This is a genomic window from Aeromicrobium sp. JP4 (assembly GCF_054957925.1).
In genome coordinates this window covers 536,694-558,009 of sequence record NZ_CM143290.1, presented here as the reverse complement: position 1 = coordinate 558,009, position 21,316 = coordinate 536,694, and the positions used below count along the sequence as shown (strand labels likewise).

Annotated in this window: 16 protein-coding genes; 5 read left to right on the top strand and 11 right to left on the bottom strand. The window is 72.2% G+C overall.

Translation table 11 applies throughout. The features are described 5' to 3' along the window. Positions 1 to 24: 24 nt before the first annotated feature. On the bottom strand, positions 25 to 978 hold the full coding sequence (gene corA / locus ACY1JX_RS02785; protein WP_462565141.1) for a magnesium/cobalt transporter CorA: 954 nt from the start codon (positions 976 to 978) through the stop codon (positions 25 to 27). A 47-nt stretch (positions 979 to 1,025) separates the two neighbouring features. Here corA and mshC point away from each other — a divergent pair, with 47 nt between their 5' ends. Further along, on the top strand, positions 1,026 to 2,249 hold the full coding sequence (gene mshC / locus ACY1JX_RS02780) for a cysteine--1-D-myo-inosityl 2-amino-2-deoxy-alpha-D-glucopyranoside ligase (RefSeq protein WP_462565140.1): 1,224 nt from the start codon (positions 1,026 to 1,028) through the stop codon (positions 2,247 to 2,249). 27 nt (positions 2,250 to 2,276) lie between these two features. On the opposite strand, the gene ACY1JX_RS02775 is transcribed toward mshC, so the two are convergent. From ACY1JX_RS02775 to ACY1JX_RS02765, 3 genes are all read right to left on the bottom strand, one after another. Then, positions 2,277 to 3,125 (bottom strand): PAC2 family protein, encoded by an 849-nt coding sequence (locus ACY1JX_RS02775; RefSeq protein ID WP_286928930.1) that lies wholly within the window; start codon positions 3,123 to 3,125, stop codon positions 2,277 to 2,279. A 9-nt stretch (positions 3,126 to 3,134) separates the two neighbouring features. Continuing rightward, on the bottom strand, positions 3,135 to 6,863 hold the full coding sequence (gene metH, locus ACY1JX_RS02770; protein WP_462565139.1) for a methionine synthase: 3,729 nt from the start codon (positions 6,861 to 6,863) through the stop codon (positions 3,135 to 3,137). Positions 6,864 to 7,025: 162 nt separating this feature from the next. Then, positions 7,026 to 8,477: an MDR family MFS transporter gene (locus ACY1JX_RS02765; RefSeq protein WP_462565138.1), complete on the bottom strand. Its 1,452-nt coding sequence runs from the start codon at positions 8,475 to 8,477 to the stop codon at positions 7,026 to 7,028. Between the two features lie 172 nt (positions 8,478 to 8,649). Here ACY1JX_RS02765 and ACY1JX_RS02760 point away from each other — a divergent pair, with 172 nt between their 5' ends. Continuing rightward, a complete protein-coding gene (locus ACY1JX_RS02760; protein ID WP_462565137.1) occupies positions 8,650 to 9,618 on the top strand; it encodes a carboxypeptidase-like regulatory domain-containing protein in 969 nt (322 codons plus the stop codon). Between the two features lie 51 nt (positions 9,619 to 9,669). Then, on the top strand, positions 9,670 to 10,503 hold the full coding sequence (locus tag ACY1JX_RS02755; protein WP_462565136.1) for a class I SAM-dependent methyltransferase: 834 nt from the start codon (positions 9,670 to 9,672) through the stop codon (positions 10,501 to 10,503). Here the strand turns inward: ACY1JX_RS02755 and ACY1JX_RS02750 are convergent. Next, positions 10,483 to 11,640 carry an epoxide hydrolase family protein gene (locus ACY1JX_RS02750; protein ID WP_462565135.1) on the bottom strand — a complete coding sequence of 386 codons (1,158 nt, stop codon included), beginning with the start codon at positions 11,638 to 11,640 and terminating at the stop codon, positions 10,483 to 10,485. The two genes, ACY1JX_RS02755 and ACY1JX_RS02750, sit on opposite strands and share 21 nt — an antisense overlap. Before the next feature lie 127 nt (positions 11,641 to 11,767). Here ACY1JX_RS02750 and ACY1JX_RS02745 point away from each other — a divergent pair, with 127 nt between their 5' ends. Together ACY1JX_RS02745 and ACY1JX_RS02740 are read left to right on the top strand one after the other, a co-directional pair. Next, the gene (locus ACY1JX_RS02745; RefSeq protein WP_462565863.1) at positions 11,768 to 13,231 is read left to right on the top strand and encodes a cobyric acid synthase; all 1,464 of its coding nucleotides are present in this window, start codon (positions 11,768 to 11,770) and stop codon (positions 13,229 to 13,231) included. Further along, positions 13,228 to 13,968 carry a cobalt-precorrin-6A reductase gene (locus ACY1JX_RS02740; protein ID WP_462565134.1) on the top strand — a complete coding sequence of 247 codons (741 nt, stop codon included), beginning with the start codon at positions 13,228 to 13,230 and terminating at the stop codon, positions 13,966 to 13,968. Before ACY1JX_RS02745 ends, ACY1JX_RS02740 begins: the two co-directional genes overlap by 4 nt. Here the strand turns inward: ACY1JX_RS02740 and ACY1JX_RS02735 are convergent. From ACY1JX_RS02735 to ACY1JX_RS02710, 6 genes are all read right to left on the bottom strand, one after another. Beyond that, positions 13,907 to 14,866 (bottom strand): cobalamin biosynthesis protein, encoded by a 960-nt coding sequence (locus ACY1JX_RS02735; protein WP_462565133.1) that lies wholly within the window; start codon positions 14,864 to 14,866, stop codon positions 13,907 to 13,909. The genes ACY1JX_RS02740 and ACY1JX_RS02735 overlap by 62 nt on opposite strands. Next, entirely contained in the window at positions 14,863 to 15,276 is a 414-nt protein-coding gene (locus tag ACY1JX_RS02730) for a histidine phosphatase family protein (RefSeq protein ID WP_462565132.1), read from the bottom strand. The genes ACY1JX_RS02735 and ACY1JX_RS02730 overlap by 4 nt, the downstream gene beginning before the upstream one ends. A gap of 8 nt (positions 15,277 to 15,284) precedes the next feature. Next, a complete protein-coding gene (cobA, locus tag ACY1JX_RS02725) occupies positions 15,285 to 16,043 on the bottom strand; it encodes a uroporphyrinogen-III C-methyltransferase (RefSeq protein WP_462565862.1) in 759 nt (252 codons plus the stop codon). A gap of 203 nt (positions 16,044 to 16,246) precedes the next feature. Continuing rightward, positions 16,247 to 18,667, bottom strand: a complete 2,421-nt coding sequence (locus ACY1JX_RS02720; protein WP_462565131.1) for a cobyrinate a,c-diamide synthase — start codon at positions 18,665 to 18,667, stop codon at positions 16,247 to 16,249. Beyond that, entirely contained in the window at positions 18,664 to 19,278 is a 615-nt protein-coding gene (cobO, locus tag ACY1JX_RS02715) for a cob(I)yrinic acid a,c-diamide adenosyltransferase (protein WP_241732836.1), read from the bottom strand. Before cobO ends, ACY1JX_RS02720 begins: the two co-directional genes overlap by 4 nt. Beyond that, a complete protein-coding gene (locus ACY1JX_RS02710) occupies positions 19,278 to 21,278 on the bottom strand; it encodes a VWA domain-containing protein (protein WP_462565130.1) in 2,001 nt (666 codons plus the stop codon). Before ACY1JX_RS02710 ends, cobO begins: the two co-directional genes overlap by 1 nt. Between the last annotated feature and the right edge of the window lie 38 nt (positions 21,279 to 21,316).

Below are 21,316 nucleotides of genomic sequence, written 5' to 3'. Positions count from 1 at the left end.
GGCGCAAAGCATCATTGTTCGTCCTCAGAGCCAGCCGGACTTCTTGAAGCGCCGGTAGACGTACAGGCAGGCGCCGCCCATGGCGGCGAGGCAGGCGGGGTAGCCGTAGGTCCAGGTCAGCTCTGGCATGTGCTCGAAGTTCATGCCGTAGATCCCGGCGACGGCGGTGGGGATGGCGAAGAGGGTGGCGCCGGCGGTGAGCTTCCGCATGTCCTCGTTCTGCTGCACGCTGAGCTGCGCGAGGTGGGCGTTCAGCGCGTTCGACAGCAGGCTGTCGATCGAGTCGATCGCGTCGAGGGCGCGCTGGAGATGGTCGCCGATGTCGCGGAAGTAGGGGCGAAGGTCCTCGGGGTCGGCCACCTGGGCGAAGCGCAGGATGGGGTCGCGCAGGGGAGCCACGGCGTGACGGAACTCCAGGGTCTCGCGCTTGAGGCGGTAGATGCGCGCGGAGTCGCGGGTGCGGTCGGCCGAGAAGACCGAGGACTCGACCTCCTCGACGTCGGTCACCAGCTCGGCGGCGACGTCCTCATAGCGGTCCACGATCGCGTCGACCACGGCGTGCACGGCGGCGATCGGCCCCTGCTTGAGGCGGTCGGGGACCAACTCGGCCCGGCGGCGCGCGACCGAGAGCTGGGGCCCGCCGTGGCGGACGGTGAGCACGTAGTGGTGCCCGAGGCAGATGTTGACCTCGCTGGTGGTGATGTCGTCGTCGCTGTACGACACGATCCGCAGCGAAAGGAAGAGGTGGTCGCTGAACCGGTCCACGCGGGGCCGCTGGTGCGGTGACAGCGTGTCCTCGATCGCGAGAGGGTGCAGCCCGAGGGCCCCGCCGAGGCGCTCCATCTCCTCGTGCGTGGGGTCGCTGACGCCGATCCAGAGGAAGTCCTGGCCCGTCAGGTCGGCCAGCGTGTCGTCCAGGGTCTCGGGGTCGCGGTCGGTCTCCTCGCGCACTCCGTCGAGATACACCGCGCAATCCATGATCACCTGCTCATTGTGGACTTCACGGTCCCGATAGGCTCGACGACATGCAGAGTTGGTCCCGCCCGCCGATCCCTCGACTCTCCGACTCCGGGCTCGGATCGGGACCAGGGCTCCACGTCCACGACACCGCCCGCCGCGAGGTCGTCCCCTCCACGCCCGAGGGTGCCGCGCGGCTCTACGTCTGCGGCATCACGCCCTACGACGCCACGCACCTGGGTCACGCCAACACCTACCTGGCGTTCGACCTGCTGCAGCGGGTGTGGCTCGACCAGGGGCTCGACGTGCACTACACGCAGAACGTCACCGATGTCGACGACCCGCTGCTCGAGCGCGCCACCGCCACCGGCATCGACTGGGTCCAGCTCGCCGAGCGTGAGACGCAGCTCTTCCGCGAGGACATGACCGCGCTGCGCATCCTGCCGCCCGAGCACTACGTCGGCGCGGTCGAGTCGATCCCGCTCGTGGTCGACCTCGTGAAGCGGCTGGAGAAGACGGGCGCCGTCTACAAGGTCGACGACGACCTGTACTTCGAGGTGCGGTCCGCGGCCGGCTTCGGCACGGTCTCGGGCTTCGACACCGAGACGATGCTCAAGATCTTCCCCGAGCGCGGCGGCGACCCCGACCGGCCGAGCAAACGCGACCCGCTCGACTGCCTGCTGTGGCAGGCCGAGCGACCCGGCGAGCCGGCGTGGGACACCGAGCTGGGTCGCGGCCGACCGGGCTGGCACATCGAGTGCTCGGCGATCGCGTTGCACCACCTCGGCACGGCATTCGACGTGCAGGGCGGTGGATCCGACCTGGTGTTCCCGCACCACGAGATGTCGGCCGCCGAGGCCGAGTCGGCCACAGGCGAGGCGTTCGCGCGCGCCTACGTCCACGCCGGCATGGTCGGCTACGAGGGCGAGAAGATGAGCAAGTCCAAGGGCAACCTGGTGCTCGTCTCCAAGCTGCGCGCCGAAGGTCGAGACCCGATGGCGATCCGCCTCGCGCTGCTGGCGCACCACTACCGCGAGGACTGGGAGTGGTTCGGCGACGCGATCGAGACAGCCGAGTCGCGACTGGCCACGTGGCGCGCCGCGGCCGACCGCTCGACCGGCCCGTCGGGCGCCGAGCTCGTGGAGCAGCTGCGTGCCGCGCTGTCGAACGACCTGAACGCGCCTGCGGCGTTGGCCGCCGTCGACTCCTGGGCCTCGAACCGCGGCGACGACGTCGACGGCCCCCGGGTCATGCGCACCGCGGTGGACGCGCTGCTGGGCATCGCACTCTGACGCAGCGAGATCGGCTCCGCGAAGGGGTCAGGCGTCGTCGCTGCCGCGGCGGCGCAGGTAGCGCTCGAACTCGCGGGCGATCGCGTCGCCGGAGGCCTCGGGCGTGTCGCCGGCGTCGCGCTCGTTCTCCAGCGTGCGGACGTAGTCGAGCAGGTCCTCGTCCTGGTCCATGAGCTCGTCGGCGCCGCGCTGCCACGCCTCGGACATCTCACGCAGGACGCCCTGCGGCAGGCCGACGCCGATCGCGTCCTCGAGAGCGCCCAAGAGGCCGAGCGTGGCCTTGTAGCAGGGCGGCTCGGCCACGTAGTGCGGCACGGCGGCCCAGATGCCCGCGGTGGCCAGGCCCGCGCGCGCGGCCACGTCGCTCAGCACCGAGGTGATGCCGATCGGCCCGGTGTAGCGGGACTGGTCGAGCGACAGGCGCTCCATCAGCACGGGGTCGTTCGTCGAGCCCGTGACGGGCACCGGCCGGGTGTGGGGTGTGTCGGCCAGCAGCGCGCCGAGGGTGATCAGCTCCTGGACGCCGGCGGCCTGGGCCAGCTCGACCACCGAGGCGCAGAACGCCTGCCAGCGGTAGTTCGGCTCGACGGCGCGCAGCAGCAGCACGTCGCGGTCATGACCCGGAGGATGGGCCAGGTAGAGCGTGGGCGTGGGCCACACGATGTCGCGGCTTCCGTTCTCCGACGGAGCGATCACCGGGCGGACGGCCTGGAAGTCGTAGAACTCCTCGGGGTCGAGCTCGGCGAAGATCTCGGCGTCCCACTCCTCGAGCAGGTGGTCGACCGTGCTCGTGGCGGCGTCGGCCGCATCGTTCCAGCCCTCGAAGGCGGCCACCATCCACGGGTTCCTCAGGACGGGGATGTCGGCATCGGTCACGCCTTCAGCCTACTCATCCTCGGTTCGGTAGCCGAGGTTCGGCGACAGCCACCGCTCAGCCTCGGCGATGGTCCAGCCCTTGCGCTCGGCGTAGTCCTGCACCTGGTCGCGCCCGATGCGCCCCAGCACGAAGTACTGCGACTGCGGGTGCGAGAGGTACAGGCCGCTCACGGAGGCGCCCGGCCACATGGCCATGCTCTCGGTCAGCTCGATGCCCGTGCGCGCCTCGACGTCGAGCAGCGACCAGATGGTGCTCTTCTCGGTGTGCTCGGGGCAGGCGGGGTAGCCCGGCGCGGGCCGGATGCCGTCGTACTTCTCCTTGATGAGCTCGGTGTTGCTGAGCTTCTCGTCGGGGGAGTAGCCCCAGATCTCGGTGCGGACCCGCTCGTGCAGCCGCTCGGCGAACGCCTCGGCCAGCCGGTCGGCGAGCGCCTCGACCATGATCGCGGAGTAGTCGTCGAGCTCGGCCTTGAACTCCTTGACCTTCTCGGTGCTGCCCAGGCCGGCGGTGACGGCGAACGCACCCACGTAGTCGGGCACGCCGGCGTCGACCGGGGCCACGAAGTCGGCCAGCGAGCGGTGCGGGACGCCGGGACGGTGCTCGGTCTGCTGGCGCAGGTGGTGGAACCGCGTCAGCTCGGTGGTGCGCGACTCGTCGGCGTAGACGATCGTGCTGTCGCCCTCGCGCGCCGCCGGGAAGAGTCCGGCGACACCGCGAGCGGTGAGCCAGTCCTCGTCGATCATCCGGTCGAGCATCTCGTTGGCGTCCTCGTAGAGCTTGCGCGCCGCCTCGCCGTGGGTGGGGGAGTTGAGGATGTCGGGGAACGAGCCCTTCATCTCCCACGCGTTGAAGAACGGCTGCCAGTCGATGTACTCGCGCAGCTCCCCGAGCGGGTAGGGGCCGAACTCCTGGACACCCAGCTGGGCCGGGACCGGCGGCGTGTAGTCGGACCAGTCGAGCGGGGTCTGGCCCGCGCGGGCGGCGTCGAGCGGCAGGATCGTGCGGGCGTCGCCGCGCGAGGCGTGACGCTCGCGGAGCGCGTCGTAGTCGGTCTTGATGTCGGCCATCAGCTTCGGTCGCTGCTCGTCCGACAGCAGCGCGGCCACGACGGGCACCGAGCGCGACGCGTCCTTCACCCACACGACCGGCCCGGGGTACTTGCGGTCGACCTTGACGGCCGTGTGGGCGCGCGACGTGGTGGCACCGCCGATCAGCAGCGGGATGTCGAACTCCTGGCGCGCCATCTCGGCGGCGAAGTTCTCCATCTCGTCCAGCGAGGGCGTGATGAGGCCGGACAGGCCGATGACGTCGGCGTTGTGCTCGCGCGCGGCGTCGAGGATCTTCTGCGCCGGCACCATGACGCCGAGGTCGATGACGTCGTAGTTGTTGCACTGCAGGACCACGCCGACGATGTTCTTGCCGATGTCGTGGACGTCGCCCTTGACGGTGGCCATGATCACGGTGCCGTTGCTGTTGCTGACGTCGTCGGGCGACTTCTCGGCCTCGATGTAGGGGATCAGGTAGGCGACGGCCTTCTTCATGACTCGCGCCGACTTCACGACCTGGGGCAGGAACATCTTGCCGGCGCCGAACAGGTCGCCGACCACGTTCATGCCGTCCATGAGCGGGCCCTCGATGACCTCGATCGGGCGGCCGCCGCGGTCGGAGATCAGCTGGCGCAGCTCCTCGGTGTCGGACTCGACGTGGGCGTCGATGCCCTTGACGAGGGCGTGCGTGATGCGCTCGCCGACGGGCAGGTCGCGCCACTCCTCGGTGGCCGCCTCGGCCTTCTCGCCGGTGCCGGCGTAGTCGGAGGCGATCTCCAGCAGTCGCTCGGCCGCGTCCTCGCGACGGTTGAGGATGACGTCCTCGATGCGGTCGCGCAGCTCGGTGGGCACGGTGTCGTAGGGCACCAGCGCGCCGGCGTTGACGATGCCCATGTCCATGCCGGCCTCGATGGCGTGGAACAGGAAGACTGCGTGGATCGCCTCACGCACCGCGTTGTTGCCGCGGAACGAGAACGACACGTTGGAGACGCCGCCCGAGATGAGGGCGCCCGGCAGGTTCTGCTTGATCCAGCGGGTGGCCTCGATGAAGTCCAGGCCGTACGCGGCGTGCTCCTCGATGCCGGTGGCGACCGCGAACACGTTCGGGTCGAAGATGATGTCCTCGGCCGGGAAGCCGACCTCCTCGGTCAGGATCCGGTACGCGCGCTGGCTGATCTCCTTGCGGCGCTCGAGGTTGTCGGCCTGGCCGTCCTCGTCGAAGCCCATCACCACGATCGCGGCGCCGTACTTGCGGCACAGGCGGGCGTGCGCGACGAAGGGCTCCTCGCCCTCCTTGAGGGAGATCGAGTTGACGATGCACTTGCCCTGGATGGCCTTCAGGCCGGTCTCGATGACCTCGAACTTCGACGAGTCGACCATGACCGGGACGCGGCTGATGTCGGGCTCGCCCGCGATCAGCTTGCAGAAGCGGTCCATCGCGGCGACGCCGTCGATCATGCCCTCGTCCATGTTGATGTCGATGACCTGCGCGCCGTTCTCGACCTGCTGCAGTGCCACCGCGAGGGCCGCGGGGTAGTCCTCGGCCTTGATGAGGTTGCGGAACTTGGCCGAGCCGGTGATGTTCGTGCGCTCGCCGACGTTGACGAACAGGGAGTCCTCGGTGACGGTGAGGGGCTCGAGGCCCGACAGGCGCAGGGCCGGGGCGATCTCGGGCAGCTCGCGCGGGTGCAGGCCGTCGACGGTGGCGGCGATCGAGCCGATGTGCGCGGGGGTGGTGCCGCAGCAGCCGCCGACCACGTTGAAGAAGCCACTCTCGGCGAACTCGCGCAGGATGGCCGCGGTCTGGTCGGGCGACTCGTCGTACTCGCCGAACGCGTTGGGCAGGCCGGCGTTGGGGTAGCAGGAGATGTGACAGTCGGCGATGCGCGAGAGCTCGGCGATGTAGGGACGCATCTCGTCGGCGCCGAGGGCGCAGTTCAGGCCCACGAGCAGCGGGTTCACGTGGCGGATCGAGTGCCAGAACGCCTCGACGGTCTGGCCCGACAGGGTGCGGCCGGACGCGTCGGTGATGGTGCCCGAGATGACGACGGGCCAGCGGCGACCGGTCTCCTCGAAGAGCGTCTCGACCGCGAAGATCGCGGCCTTCGCGTTGAGGGTGTCGAAGATCGTCTCGATCATCAGCAGGTCGGAGCCGCCGTCGACCAGGCCGCGCGCGGCCGTGAGGTAGGCGTCGACGAGCTCGTCCCACGTGACGTTGCGGGCGCCGGGGTCGTTGACGTCGGGGGAGATCGACGCGGTGCGCGTGGTGGGGCCCAGCGCGCCCGCCACGTAGCGCGGGTGGTCGGGCGTCCCGACGGCGTCCGCGGCGGCGCGCGCGAGCCGCGCCGAGGCGTAGTTCAGCTCGTACGCGACGTCGACCATGTCGTAGTCGCGCAGGGAGATCGCGTTCGCGTTGAACGTGTTCGTCTCGATGATGTCCGCGCCCGCCTCGAGGTACTCGCGGTGGATGCTCTCGATGATGTCGGGCTGGGTCAGCGTGAGGAGGTCATTGTTGCCCTGGACGTCGCACGACCACTGGGCGAAGCGATCACCGCGGTAGCCGGCCTCGTCGGGGCGGTCGCGCTGGATCGCGGTTCCCATCGCGCCGTCGAGCACGAGGATCCGTCGCGCCATCGCCTCGGTGAGGGCGTCGGTGGCGTCGGGGCGGAACTGCGGAACGAACTCGGTCATGGGTGGAAATCCTCAGCGGGGCATCGGCGATGGATGCTGGGAACCTTCAGCCGGCGGCGGGCTCGCCTGGGCCTCGGGAAGGTTCCGAACGATGACGTCCACTCTACGGTAGTTCCCACCCGGTAACCGGGACCCGCCGCAGAGTGGAACGTGACGCCCGGCTCAGGCTGCCGGAGCCTCGGCTGCCGCGCCCGCCTTCGGGCCGCGGACGAACAGCGCCACCACGACGGCCAGCGCGGAGATCGCACCGCCGTAGAAGAGCGCGGCGTGGACACCGGCGGCCGTCGCGTCCACCACCGAGGCGCCAGACTCCATCTCGGCGACGGACCGGCGGGTCATCACGGTGACGAAGAGTGCGGTGCCCGCGGCGCCTGCCACCTGCTGGAGCGTGGAGACGGTCGCGCTGCCGTGCGAGTACAGGTGGTGCGGCAGCGAGCCGAGCGCCGAGGTCATCAGCGGCGTGAACATGAGCGCCAGGCCGACGCTCATCAGCACGTGCACGGCGACGACCGTGCCCTGCGACGTGCCGGTGTCGAACATCGCCATGGACCAGAGGGCGACCGAGGTGACCGCCGCTCCCGGCGCCACGAGCGGGCGCGGACCGTACTGGTCGAACAGGCGACCGACGAACGGCGCCAGCAGGCCCATCGTCAGGCCGCCCGGCAGCAGCACGAGGCCGGTCTCCAGCGTGCTCAGACCGAGCACCGACTGCAGGTAGATCGGCAGCAGGATCAGGGTGCCGAAGAGCGCCATCATGCTGACCGCGACCAGACCGGCCGCGATCGTGAAGGTGCGGTGGGCGAAGGTGCGCAGGTCCAGCAGGGCCCGCTCGCGCAGCGAGAGCTGACGTGCCACGAAGAAGACCAGGGCGACGGCGCCGATGACGATCACGACCCACGGCTGGACCGGGACCTCGCCCGCGGCGGCCTCGCCGATGCTGCTGAGGCCGTAGATCAGTCCGCCGAACGCCAGCGCGGACAGGACGACCGAGAGGGCGTCGATCGGCACGTCGATGGGCTCGGTGACGTTGCGCACCCACGCCGCGCCCAGCCCGAGGGCGACGAGCGCGATCGGGAGCACGAGCCAGAACATCCAGCGCCAGTCGAGCTGGTCCAGCACGATGCCCGAGATCGTGGGGCCGACGGCGGGCGCGACCGAGATGACGATGGAGACCGTGCCCATCATCCGGCCGCGGCGGTCGGCCGGGACCAGGTTGAGGATCGTCGTGATCAGCAGCGGCATCATCAGCGCCGTGCCGACCGCCTGGATCGATCGCGCCGCGACCAGGACCCCGAAGGTGGGCGCCAGGGCCGCGAGCAGGGTGCCGGCGGTGAAGGAGATCATCGCCGCCATGAAGATCCGGCGCAGCGGGTAGCGCGTCAGCAGGAAGCCCGTGACCGGGATGACCACGGCCATGGTCAGCAGGAACGCGGTCGTGAGCCACTGGGCCGTCGAGGCCGGCACGTCGAACTCCCGCATCAGCTCGGGCAGGGCGACGCTCATGATCGTCTCGTTGAGGATGACGACGAACGCCGAGCCGACGAGCAGGGCGATGAGGCGCCCCGCGCGGTCGGTGCTCGGAGCCGGGGGTGCCTGGGTGGCGGTGGTGGTCACGAAACTCCTGGTGAAGACGTCTGCGGGTGGTCGACCGAGCGTGGGGCGACAGCGACGTGCAACGTTCGGCGAGCCCCGCTTCTTCCCCAGGTGCCACAGCCGTGACATCTCTCACACGCCCGCCTAGGCTCGGGACCGAGAGCACGAAAGTCGGGCTCGGGGGGATGGTTCCATGCGTTGGATGGCGTCGGCCGTTGCGGCCTCGATGACGGTGGTATTGGTGGGAGCAGGGGTTCAGCCTGCCGTGGCGGAGGCTCCTGACTCCGTCGTGACAGGGCGGATCGTCGATGACCTCGGCGGCCCGGTGAAGGGGATGAAGGTCAGGTTGGACCCGGAAGGCTCGGCCTCACCGATCGACCTCGTGACGTCGGCGACCGGCGAGTTCCGCACCGATGCAGCCGTTCCCGGCCAGTACACCCTGGCGGCGGAGGAGTCGTTCGACTACTGGGACCTCACACCGGTGAAGTACACCTGGCTCGGACCGGTGGCGGTGACGGTGCAGGCCGGATCCACGTCGTTGGGCACGTTCACGGTGGCGCGCGGGGGAACGCTTCGCGCGACGGTCATGACGCCCACCGGGCACCGCCTGCCGGAATACCTCGTCTACGCCGACGGTGCCGCGGGGCCGCTGTCGGGGAATCGCGACGCGTTCACCGACGAACGCGGCATCCTCACCCTGCGCGGGCTGCCGGCCGGATCGGTGCCGCTGGCCGGCACGAAGGACTGGTCGCCCCGTCTCCCGACAGTGAAGTTCCCGCCGGTCAGGATCTCCCAGCCCGGCGCGGTCGTCCGTGGAGTGAAGCTGGTCACGAAGGTGCACTGGTCGACGTTCCTGCGCGACCGTGGCTACGTGAAGGACGGGGTGCCGCTGGCCGGACCCGGCGAGGCGCGCTTCGGTGTCCGGATCGGCAACACCTACGGCAAGGACGCGGAATTCGACCTCTGGCGCGACAAGCCGCTGCGGCTCTCGCTCTACCGCGACGGGAAGCGGATCAAGAACCTGTACGTGAAGGTCGGAAAGTCCAAGATCTACACGCTCGACAAGCAGCCCAAGGGCGAGCACACGTACAAGTGGATCTGGGGCGGTGACGCCGACACCTTCCGGATCGCGTCGAAGCCGCTGAAGATCACGGTGCGCTGAGGACGCCGTACGCCTCTGGAACGTGCGCCGGGACGGGCGTACGTTGCAGACATGGGCGACGCGGAGGCGGAGCGGGATGCGCAGTTCCGCGGCGGCATTCCGGAGGTCTACCAGCGGCTCCTCGTGCCGATGATCTTCGAGGAGCCGGCCGAGAGCCTCGCCCGCGTGGTCTCAGATCTCGCGCCGGGGGAGGTCCTCGAAACCGCGGCCGGCACCGGGGCGCTCACCGCCGCTCTGCTGCGGAGCTGTCCCGGCGCGAGGATCACCGCCACGGACCTCAACCAGCCGATGCTGGACGCCGCCGCGGCGGCCGTCCCGGACACGGCGGTGAGGTGGCAGCAGGCCGATGCGCTGGACCTGCCCTTCGACGACCAAGCCTTCGACGTGGTCGCGTGCCAGTTCGGCGCGATGTTCTTCCCCGACCGTGTCCACGGGTACCGGGAGGCAGCCCGCGTCCTGAGGCCGGGCGGGTCGTTCGTCTTCACCGTCTGGGACCGGATCGAGACCAGCGAGGTGCCGTGGGTCATCCACGCCGCGCTCGTCACCGCCACGCCCGACCACCCGGTGGACTTCCTGAGTCGGACGCCGCACGGCTACTTCCACCTCCCGCGCATCCGGGACGACCTCGAGGAGGCGGGCATGCCGGGCGCCACCATCCGGGCCGTGGAAGGAACGAGCCGCACCACCCCGGCGGAGGCCGCACGGGCGTTCTGCCAGGGCACTCCGCTGAGGGTGGCGATCGAGCACCACGAGACCCTCAAAGTCGAGGATGCGACGGCGATCGCCGAGGACGCGCTGACGCGGCACTTCGGTCCGGGTCCGATCGAGGCGCCGACGCGATGGATCGAAGTGGTCGCCCGGCCCTCAGCCGCTGTGCGGCGCTGACGCGCGGAGCGGCCGGAAGAAGTCACGGAGGTCGCGGACGAGGCGCTCGGGCTGTTCGAGGGCGAGGAAGTGCCCGCCGCGCTCGGGCCCTCGCCACAGCCGGATGTCGGTGTAGGTCCTGGCGGCGAACTCCCGCGGATATCCGGTGTCCTCCGGGGTGAGGATCAACCCCGCCGGAACGGTGACGGGCGGGAGCGGCGGCGTCGAGTCGTCATCGCGATAGGGCAGGAACGAGGTGCCGATCGTGTTGGTGACCCAGTACAGGGTCGCAATGCTCATCAGGGTGCCGCGGTCGATGGACGACTCCAGGTCGCCGTCGCAGTCACTCCATTCGCGGTACTTCTCGATCAGCCAAGCGGCGAGGCCGGCGGGGGAGTCGGAGAGTCCCGCCGAGAGGGAGTTCGGCCGCGTGGCCTGGATCGCCGCGTAGCCGTCGTCGTGACCACCGAGGTCGCTGCTGCGCTGCTCGAGATATCGCTGCTCGGCCGAGGAGAGTGGCCGCGCCGGATCGAGCTGGGGGTGGAGGTTGGGGTGGTGGGTGAACACGCCGAGCACGCGCTCGGGATGGTGCGCTCCGAGGAAGTTCGTCACGTGGGAGCCGATGTCGCCGCCGTACGCGCCGAAGGACCGGTACCCCAGCTGTTCCACGACCTCGACCCAGAGGTCCGCGATGCGTGACGGCTCGGTCGGCCCGTGTGGCAGCTGCTCGGAGAATCCGAATCCGGGGAGCGACGGGATGATCACGTCGAAGGCGTCCGCGGGGTCGCCACCGTGGCTCGTGGGATCGGTCAACGGACCGATCAGGGGGAGGAACTCGAGGAACGAGCTCGGCCAGCCGTGTGTCAGGACGAGCGGAATCGGCGCATCCGTCACTTGCGCGGGCACGTGCAGCACGTGGACGTCGGTGCCCGACGCCCGCACGATCCTCTGGGGGAACCGGTTCACCGCTCGTTCGGTGAGTCGCCAGTCGAAGTCGTGCGCCCAGGAGGAGACGAACTCCGCGAGATACGCCGGGTCGGTGCCCGCCTCCCAGCCAGCACCGGCGCGTCGCGGGAGCCGTGTCCGCTCGAGGCGCTCGCGCAGGTCGGTGAGCGTCGCCGCAGGGACCTCGATCGTGAACTCGCGCACGTTCGTCATCCCGCCGACGCTACTGCCGGTTCCGCGGGAGGGCGAGAGTGCGGCACGCTTGCCCGGGCGATGGTGGAACCGAAGCGGACGGGATACTGGTCCGGTGGACTCCCAGGCCCGCCGCACCGCCCGGCTGATGGTGGCGGGAACGACCTCCGACGCCGGCAAGAGCCTGGTGACCAGCGCCCTGTGCCGCGCCTTCGCCCGTCGGGGCGTCCGCGTGGCGCCGTTCAAGGCGCAGAACATGTCGAACAACTCGATGGTGTGCGCCGATGGTGCCGAGATCGGCCGGGCGCAGTGGGTGCAGGCGCTGGCCGCCCGCGCCGAGCCCGAGGCGGCGATGAACCCCGTGCTGCTGAAGCCGGGCGGCGATCGTCGCAGCCACGTGGTCGTGATGGGCGAGCCCGCCGGGGAGATCAGCAGCCGCGAGTTCATCGGTGGCCGGGTGCACCTGGCCGGCGCGGCCTACGCCGCGTACGACGACCTCGCGTCGCGGTACGACCTCGTCGTCGCCGAGGGGGCCGGCAGCCCCACCGAGATCAACCTGAGGGCCGGCGACTACGTGAACATGGGGCTGGCGCGGCACGCCGACATGCCCGTCGTGGTGGTCGGCGACATCGACCGCGGGGGCGTTTTCGCGGCGTTCTACGGCACGGTCGCGCTGCTCGAGCCCGAGGACCAGGCGCTCGTGGCCGGCTTCGTCGTGAACAAGTTCCGGGGGGACGAGTCGCTCCTCGCGCCGGGGCTGCGCCAGCTGGAGCAGCTGGCGGGACGCCCCGTCTTCGGCACCCTGCCGTGGAGCCCTGATGTGTGGCTCGACTCCGAGGACGCCCTCGACCTGCAAGGCCGTCGCACCGGGAGCGACGCGGCACTGCGGGTCGTCGTCGTGCGGCTGCCCCGGATCAGCAACTTCACCGACGTCGACGCGCTCGGCTTGGAGCCCGACGTGGACGTCGTGTTCACCGCCGATCCCCACGACCTCGCCGACGCGGACCTGGTCGTCCTGCCCGGCACGCGGGCGACGATCTCCGACCTGGCCTGGCTGCGCTCGCGCGGCCTCGACCGGGCGATCCTCCGCCATGCGGAGTCGGGGCGCGCGGTCCTGGGGATCTGCGGCGGGTTTCAGATGCTGGGGCGCCACGTGCACGACCCCGAGGGGATCGAGGCCGGTGATCCGGCCAGCGTCCCCGGTCTGGGGCTGCTGCCCGTCGAGACGACCTTCGCCGCGGAGAAGACGCTGCGGCTGCCGCGTGGCGAGGCGCTGGGTGCGTCCGCCACGGGCTACGAGGTCCACCACGGCCGGATCAGCCGCGACGCGGGCGCCACGGACTTCCTCGGTGGGGTGCAGGACGGTGCGGTCCTCGGCACGATGTGGCACGGCAGCCTCGAGTCCGACGAGCTGCGCACGGCCGTCCTCGATCTCGCGGCCCGGGCCCGCGGCGGCTCGTTCGTCGCGTCCGGCGTCGACTTCGCCGCGGCCCGCGACGCGCGCCTCGACCTGCTGGGCGACCTCGCCGAGAAGCACCTCGACGTCGACGCCCTGCTCACCCTCGCCGAGCAGGGTGCGCCGTCCGTCCCGGTCATCGGGCCGCACGCATGAGGGTCCTCGTGCTCGGTGGCACGCGGGAGGCGCGCGACCTCGCCGGCCGGCTCGTGGAGGACGGCGACTCCGTCGTGACGTCGCTCGCGGGGCGTGTCGCCCGGCCTCGGCTGCCGGTGGGTGACGTCCGGGTCGGTGGCTTCGGCGGCGTCGAGGGCCTGACGGAGCACCTGCGCGACGAGCGGGTGCAGGTCGTCGTCGACGCGACCCATCCGTTCGCGGAGGGCATCAGCGCGAACGCGGCCGCCGCGTGCCGCGCCGCGGGCGTGCCGCTGCTGCGGCTCGAGCGCCCGGGCTGGTCCGGCCGTCCCGAGGCGGCGGGCTGGCACTGGGTCGACGACCACGACGAGGCAGCCCGCGTGACCGCGACGCTCGGCCGGCGCCCCTTCCTGACCATCGGACGGCAGTCCCTCCACCGGTTCGTCGGTCCGTTGCGCGACCACGCCTGCGTCGTGCGCGTGGTCGACCCGCCGGAGATCGAGCTGCCTGCCGCCTGGACCCTGCTTCAGAGCCGCGGTCCCTACACGCTCGAGCACGAGCGGGAGGTCATGGCCGATGTCGACGTGCTGGTGACGAAGGACTCGGGCGGGGACCACACCGAGGCGAAGCTCGACGTGGCGCGCGAGCTCGGTGTTCCGGTGGTCATCGTGCGTCGTGCGGCCGGACCCGAGGGGGTCACGGCCGTGGGTGACGCCGGTGACGCCAGGGCCTGGGTGCGAGCGCAAGCCCCACGCTGAGGGCCGCGGCGGCCCAGGCCACCGCGGTGGCGAGTCGCGTGGCTCGCGGCAGGTCCGCGACCGCGGGCGCGGGTCCGTCGCCCATCTCGGCCCGGTGCTCCACGCGACCGGCGTAGTCGTTGATCCCGCCGAGTGTCACGCCGAGCGCGCCGGCGAAGGCCGCCTCGACCGGACCGGCATTGGGACTGGGATGGTGACGCGCGTCCCGGACCCAGGCGCGGAGCGCGTCCGACCGACGTCCGCCCACGTGCGGCGCGAGCCCCACCGCAAGGGCCGCCGACACCCGTGACGGGACGAGGTTGGCCACGTCGTCGATCCGCGCGCTGGCCCAGCCGAAGCGCTCGTAGCGCGCCGAGCGGTGGCCGACCATCGCGTCCAGCGTGTTGACCGCGCGGTACCCGACGAGGCCGGGGACGCCGAGGGCCGCTCCCCAAAGCAGGGGCGCGACCACGGCGTCCGACGTGTTCTCGGCGAGCGACTCGGTGGCCGCGCGGGCGACCCCGTCGGCGTCGAGGCGGCTGGGATCGCGGCCCACGAGGTGGGTCACCTGCACCCGAGCAGCGGGCAGGTCGTCGCGTCCGAGCTGCTCCCCGATGATGGAGCCCTCCCAGACGAGGGAACGTCCGCCGACGACCGCCCAGGTCGCCGCGGCGGCCAGCAGGGTGCGCTGCCACGGGCGACGGCAGGCGCGCTCGGCCAGCACCGCCGCACCGACGAGCGGTGCGGTGACGGCGAAGTGGTGGAGCGCTCCGGCACCTCGGTGGTCCCGGTAGGTGTGACGCTCGACGGCGGCAGCCCAGCGGCCCAGCCCGGCGACGGGATGGAAGCGGGCGGGATCGCCCAGGGCACGGTCGAGGACGAAGCCGAGCGCCAGACCGGCGGCGAGGGAGCGGCTCACGGAGTGCCCGTCACGTGGATCTGGCCGTTCGCGGGGACGGAGCACGGGTCGCCGGTCAGCAGCTCCACCGCCACGGCGATCGTGTCCCCGTGGCTCACCGCGAGCAGCTCGCCGGGGTGCTCGCCGACGAGGGACAGCACCCGCTGCCTCACCTGCGCGACGGTCTCGGCGTGATCCATCTCGACGAGCCGGTCGTCGACCACGACGTCGAGCCCGAGGACGTCCGCGACGACGCTCGCCGTCTGCCGTGCGCGCAGCGCGGGAGAGCTGAGCACGACGTCGACGGTCGTGCCGCGCAGCTCCTCAGCGGCCTGGCGAGCCTGGCTTCGGCCGAGCTCGGTCAGCGGGGGAGCCGGGTTCCGGTGCTGGAGGCGTCCTTCGGCGTTCCAGGTGGACTCGCCGTGTCGCATCCACCGGATCACGGCTCGAGCGCGGCGACGTGGCCCACGACGGCGACCGCGGGGGCACCGATCCCGGAGGCGGCGGCGTCGGCCGCGGCGTCCCTCAGGGTGCTGCGGACGACCCGCTGGCTGGGCAGGCTGGCATCGGAGACGAGCGCGCACGGGGTCGACTCTTTGAGCCCACCCTCGATCAGCGCCTCGACGATGGCGGGCAGGGTCCGCACCCCCATCAGGACGACCAGCGTCGTGCCGGAGCGGGCGAGCGCGGCGTAGTCCAGCGTCGAGTCGGGGTGACCCGGCGGCACATGACCCGAGACGACGGTGAAGCCCTGGACGAGACCGCGATGGGTCACCGGGATCCCGCCGAGGCCCGGGCCGGCGACGCTGGAGGTCACGCCCGGCACGACCGTGGTCGGGACGCCGGCCGCGGCGCACGCCTGGACCTCCTCGAAGCCCCGCCCGAACACGAACGAGTCACCGCCCTTGAGCCGGACGACATGGCGACCGGCGCGGGCGTGCTCGATGAGGACGCGGTTGATCTCGTCCTGGCTCGTGGAGCGGCCGTAGGGGATCTTGGAGACGTCGACGACCTCGACACCGGGCTTCGCCCACCCGATGGCCTCCCAGGGGGCGAGCCGGTCGGCGACGACGACGTCGGCCGACTCGATCGCCGCGCGGCCGGCGACGGTGATCAGGCCGGGGTCACCCGGGCCAGCGCCCACGAGCGTGACGCGTCCGGCCGACGCCGGCCGGGACGGCGGGGCCTCGCGCGGCACGCTGCGCAGCACCACCTCGTGGGCCGACTCGTCGGCGTGTTCCGGGACCCAGTCGACGAGCCCGCGACGGGCGAGGTCCTCGATGGCGGCGCACACGGTGGGGGCGCCGACGGTGACCTTCGCGTTCTCGCGCAGCAGTCCGGCGATGGTGGGGACGACCGTCTCGTTGCCATCGAGGACGAGGACGGAGCGCCCGGCGACGTTCAGTTCCATGCGGCGTGGACTCCCAACGTGGTGAGCAGGTGACGGGTGGCCTCGGGCTCGCGCACGGCGAGGCGCGCCCACGAGTCGTCGAGGCCGGGGAAGGTGTCGGCGCGTCGGACCGCGATGCCCGCACCGCGCAGCCGTGCGTGCGTTCCCCGCCCGAGGCGTGCCAGCACGAAAGGAGCGTCCGAGGGCACCACGTCGACGCTCAGTTCGGCGAGTCCGTCGACGAGGACGCGGCGGTGCTGGACGGCCAGCCGGGCGCGACGCTCCGCCTCGGCGGCAGCGTCGGGACCCGCCGTGGCGACCACGGCATGGAGCGCCGGCGTGCCGACGGACCAAGGCGCCTGCTGGCCGCGCAGGTCGGCGACGACGGCCGGGTCGCCCACCACGTAGCCGGCGCGGATCCCCGGCATCGACCACAGCTTGGTCAGGCTCCGGACGACCACCAGGCCGGGCAGGGCTCGTGAGGAGAGCGTCTGCGGCTCGCCCGGCACGAAGTCCATGAACGCCTCGTCGATGACGACGACGCGGCCCGGCCGGCACAGGGACGCCAGCGGCGACGCCCCATGAAGGCGCCCGGTCGGGTTCGTCGGGTTGCCCACGACCACGAGGTCGGCGTCGTCGGGCACGGCGTCCGGGTCGAGAGCGAAGTCGTCCTCGGCGCGGCACAGGACGTGACCCGGCACGTGACCGGCGGCCCGCAGGGCGACGTCCGGCTCGGTGAACTGCGGATGCACGACGACGGGTCGCCGCCACCGGCGCGCGCGGGCGATCAGGGAGAACGCCTCGGCGGCACCCGCCGTGACCAGCACCTCGTCGACCTCACGACCGTGACGTCGTGCCACCGCGACGTGCGCGGCGGAGGACTCCGGATAGGACGCCGATCCGGCCACGCCGTCGCGGAGCGCCTGCTCCAGCCACGCGGGACGGGGCAGCCGGCTGACGTTGACCGCCAGGTCCAGCAGTCCGTCGGACGCCTCGACGTCGCCGTGATGACGGAGGGGGTCCGTGACGGGCGGCAGCGAGGCGCCCGTCGCCGTGACGGGAGGAGCGGCTTCCGGAGCCGAGGCGACCGGAGCGGCGGAGTGCATGGCGTCCGCGAACGACTGGGCCAGGCCGGGGTGGCCGGCCCAGTGCACGTGGAGGTACGACGCGCTCAGCGTCGGGCCGGAGAAGCCGACGGCGCGGTCGTCCACCGTCCAGGCGGGCCGGTCGCCGTGGACCGGGGTGACGGTCGTGCGGTGGAACTCGTGCGTGGTGACGGTCGTGCCGACCGGGCCGAGCAGCTGGTCGGAAGCCAGGGCGGGACGCCGGTAGGAGAGCGTGAGACGGGGCGTCATCACGGCGTCGGCGTCGAGCGCGCCGACCATCGGGTGGCCGTCGACGCTGCGGCAGAGGTAGAGCAGGCCCGCGCACTCGGCCACGGTGGGCACGCCGTCGAGCACGGCCTCGCGCAGGTGGGCCCGCAGGCTGGCGTTGGCGCTCAGGGCGGCGGCGTGGACCTCGGGGAAGCCACCGCCGAGGTAGAGGCCGCGGGTACCGGCCGGGAGGTGGGCGTCACGCGCCGGGTCGAACGGCACCACGGTGCAGCCGGCGGCCTCGAGCAGCTCGGTGGTCTCGGCGTAGCGGAACGTGAACGCCCGCCCCGCGGCCACGGCCACGACGGGGGAGTCGGCGCCGCCCGGCCGGACGTGCGCGGCCGGGTCCCACGGCTGCGCGTCGAGCGTGGGCGCCTGCCGTGCCAGCTCGAGGACGGCATCGAGGTCGACGTGCGCCGCGACCTGGCCGGCCAGACGCTCCAGCGCCCCGGCGGCCTCGTCGCGCTCCTCGGCGGGGACAAGCCCCAGGTGGCGGGACGGCGCGCTGACGCCGTCGTCACGGTGCAGGACTCCGAGGACGGGGATGCCGGTCGACTCCACGGCTCGGGCGGCCTCGGCGGCGTGCCGCGGGGATCCGGCCTTGTTGAGGATGACGCCCGCGATGGTCACCGTCGGATCGAAGCCCGCCATCCCGTGCACCACCGCGCCGATGCTGCGCGAGGCGTGCGAGACGTCGACCACGAGGACGACGGGGGAGTCCGTGAGGGTCGCGACGTGGGCCGTCGAGGCGAACCCGTCGCCGCCGATCCGTCCGTCGAAGAGGCCCATCACCCCCTCGACCACCGCCACGTCGGCAACCCGGGCGCCGTGCAGGAGCAGCGGCACCATGAGCGACGGATCCGTCAGGTGCGGGTCGAGGTTGCGACCGGGACGACCGGTGGCGAGCGCGTGGTAACCGGGATCGATGTAGTCGGGTCCGACCTTGTGCCCGGAGACGGCGAGGCCTCGTCCGGCCAGCGCCGCCATGAGCCCGGTGGCCACGGTGGTCTTGCCGTGCCCGGAGGCCGGAGCCGCCACGACGAGGCGCGGGAGGCTCACCACTCGATGCCTCGCTGGCCCTTCTGCCCGACGTCCATCGGGTGCTTCACGTGCTGCATCTCGGTGACGAGGTCGGCCACCTCGACCAGCCTGGGGTCGGCGCGGCGGCCCGTCACGACGACGTGCTGGGTGCCCGGCCGGTTGCCGAGGGTCTCGACCACGTCGTCGACGTCCACCCAGCCCCACTGCATGGGGTACGTGAACTCGTCGAGGACGTAGAACCGGTGGCGCTCGGCGTGGATCCGCCGCTTGACCTCGGCCCAGCCCTCGGCCGCGTCGGCCGCGTGGTCGGCCTCGGTGCCGCCCTTGCGGCTCCACGACCAGCCCGAGCCCATCTTGTGCCACTCGATCGGCCCGCCCTCGCCGGTCTCCTCGTGCAGCCGGGCGAGGCGCTCGAGCACGGTCTGCTCGCCGATGCGCCACTTCGCCGACTTCACGAACTGGAAGACCCCGACGTCCCAGCCCTGGTTCCACGCCCGCATCGCCATCCCGAACGCCGCGGTGGACTTCCCCTTGCCGTTGCCGGTGTGCACCATCAGCAGGGGTCGGTTGCGTCGCTGCCGCGTCGTGAGGCCGTCGTCCGGCACGGTCAGCGGCTTGCCCTGCGGCATCAGGCTGCTCCCTCGCGCGAGGAGGTGGCGGCGTGGACCACATCCGTCAGGCCGTCGGCCGTCACCTCGCCGAGTGGGACGTGGTCGGCGCGCAGGTGACCGGCCAGCTGGGCGGCCAGGCCGAGCCGGAAGCGGCCGGTCTCGCAGTCGACCACGACGCTGTCGAGGCCGGTGGCGGCCAGATGCGCGGCGGACCGGTGGGCCCGGCCGAGCGCATCGGCGCCCGAGGTGGCACGCCCGTCGGTGACCACGACCAGCAGCGGGCGCCGGGACGGGTCGCGCAGCGCCTCGCGGCGCAGGATCTCCGCCGAGCGCTCGAGGCCCTCCGCCAGCGGGGTGCGACCGCCGGCCGGCAGCTCGGCGAGGCGGCGTGAGGCCACGTCGACCGAGCCGGTGGGCGGCAGGACCACCTCGGCGGTGTGCTGACGGAACGTCACGAGGGCGACCTTGTCGCGGCGGCGGTAGGCGTCGAGCAGCAGCGAGAGCACGGCGGTCTTGACCTGCTCCATGCGGCGCCGGGCGGCCATCGAGCCCGAGGCGTCGACGCACAGCAGCACGAGGTTGGACTCCTGGCCGACCGTCTCGGCGCGGCGCAGGTCCGACGGCGAGAGCGCGAGGCCACGCCCGTCGACCAGTCCGCCGCGGCTCCGCTGATGCGGGGCGGCCGCCGCGATGGTGCCGGGAAGGTGGAGGCGACCGGACGCCGCATCGGGCCGCTGGCCGACGACGCGGCCCTGTGGCGTGCGGGCCCGGGAGCGTCGCCCGGACTGGCCCTCGCCGGTGCCGCGGACCACGAGCAGTCGCGCCCGGGTGGGGGCCCCGGCCGCGGCGACCGAGCCGGCGCCGGCCGGCTGCGGCTGCTGCTCGTCCTGGTTCGGGGACGCGTCGGGGGCGTCAGCGGGGCGCTGGTCCTCGGGACCGTCCTGGGGCGAGTCCGAGCCGGAGCCGTCCGGACCACCCGGGCCGTCGTCGTCGGGTCCGGGGTCGGGCTCGTCGTCGCCGAGCAGGTCGTCGAGGCGGTCCTCGTCGAGTCCGGGCTCGTCGAACGGGTTCCGGCGACGGCGGTGCGGCAGGGCCAGCCGCGCCGCGACGCGGACGTCCTCGCGGGTGATGTGGGTGCGCCCCTGCCATGCCGCGTGGGCCGCCGCGGTGCGGGCGGTGACGAGGTCGGCGCGCAGGCCGTCGACGTCGAACGCGGCACAGATCTCGGCGATCGTGGTGAGCGAGTCGTCGTCGAGGACGACGTCACCCACCAGCTCTTGGGCGGAACCGAGGCGGGCGCGCAACGCGTCCTGCTCCTGGGCCCAGCGGGCTGCGAAGCCGGCGGGATCGGCGTCGAACGCGAGGCGGCGTCGCACGACCTCGACGCGCAGCGCCGGCTCGCGGGGAGCCGACACCTCGACGGTCAGACCGAACCGGTCGAGCAGCTGCGGGCGCAGCTCACCCTCCTCGGGGTTCATGGTGCCGATGAGCACGAACCGCGACGCGTGCTCGACCGAGACCCCGTCGCGCTCGACGCTCACCCGTCCGGTCGCGGCGGCGTCCAGCAGCAGGTCGACGAGGTGGTCGTGCAGCAGGTTGACCTCGTCGACGTAGAGCAGGCCGCGGTGGGCGCGGGCCAGCAGACCGGGCTCGAACTCGACCACGCCGTCGCGCAGCGCCGAGTCGAGCTTCAGCGAGCCCGTGACGCGGTCGTCGCTCGCACCCACGGGCAGCTCGACGAGCCGCACGGGGCGCTCGTCGACGGGCGTCCCGGCGTCGAACGGTCCGTCGGGCGAGATCGCCGTCGGGTCCGCCGGATCGATGGAGAACCGATCACCCCGGTAGGCGCGCACCGGCGGCAGCACGTCGGCGAGTCCGCGCACGGTGGTGGTCTTGGCGGTGCCCTTCTCGCCACGCACCAGGACGCCGCCGATGAGCGGGTCGATCGCGACGAGGGTGAGGGCGAGGGTCATGTCGTCGGAGCCGACGACGGCACAAAAGGGGTACTGCGTTGGCATGTAGGGCTCCCGCTCGATCTGCCATGACGGTCCGCGAC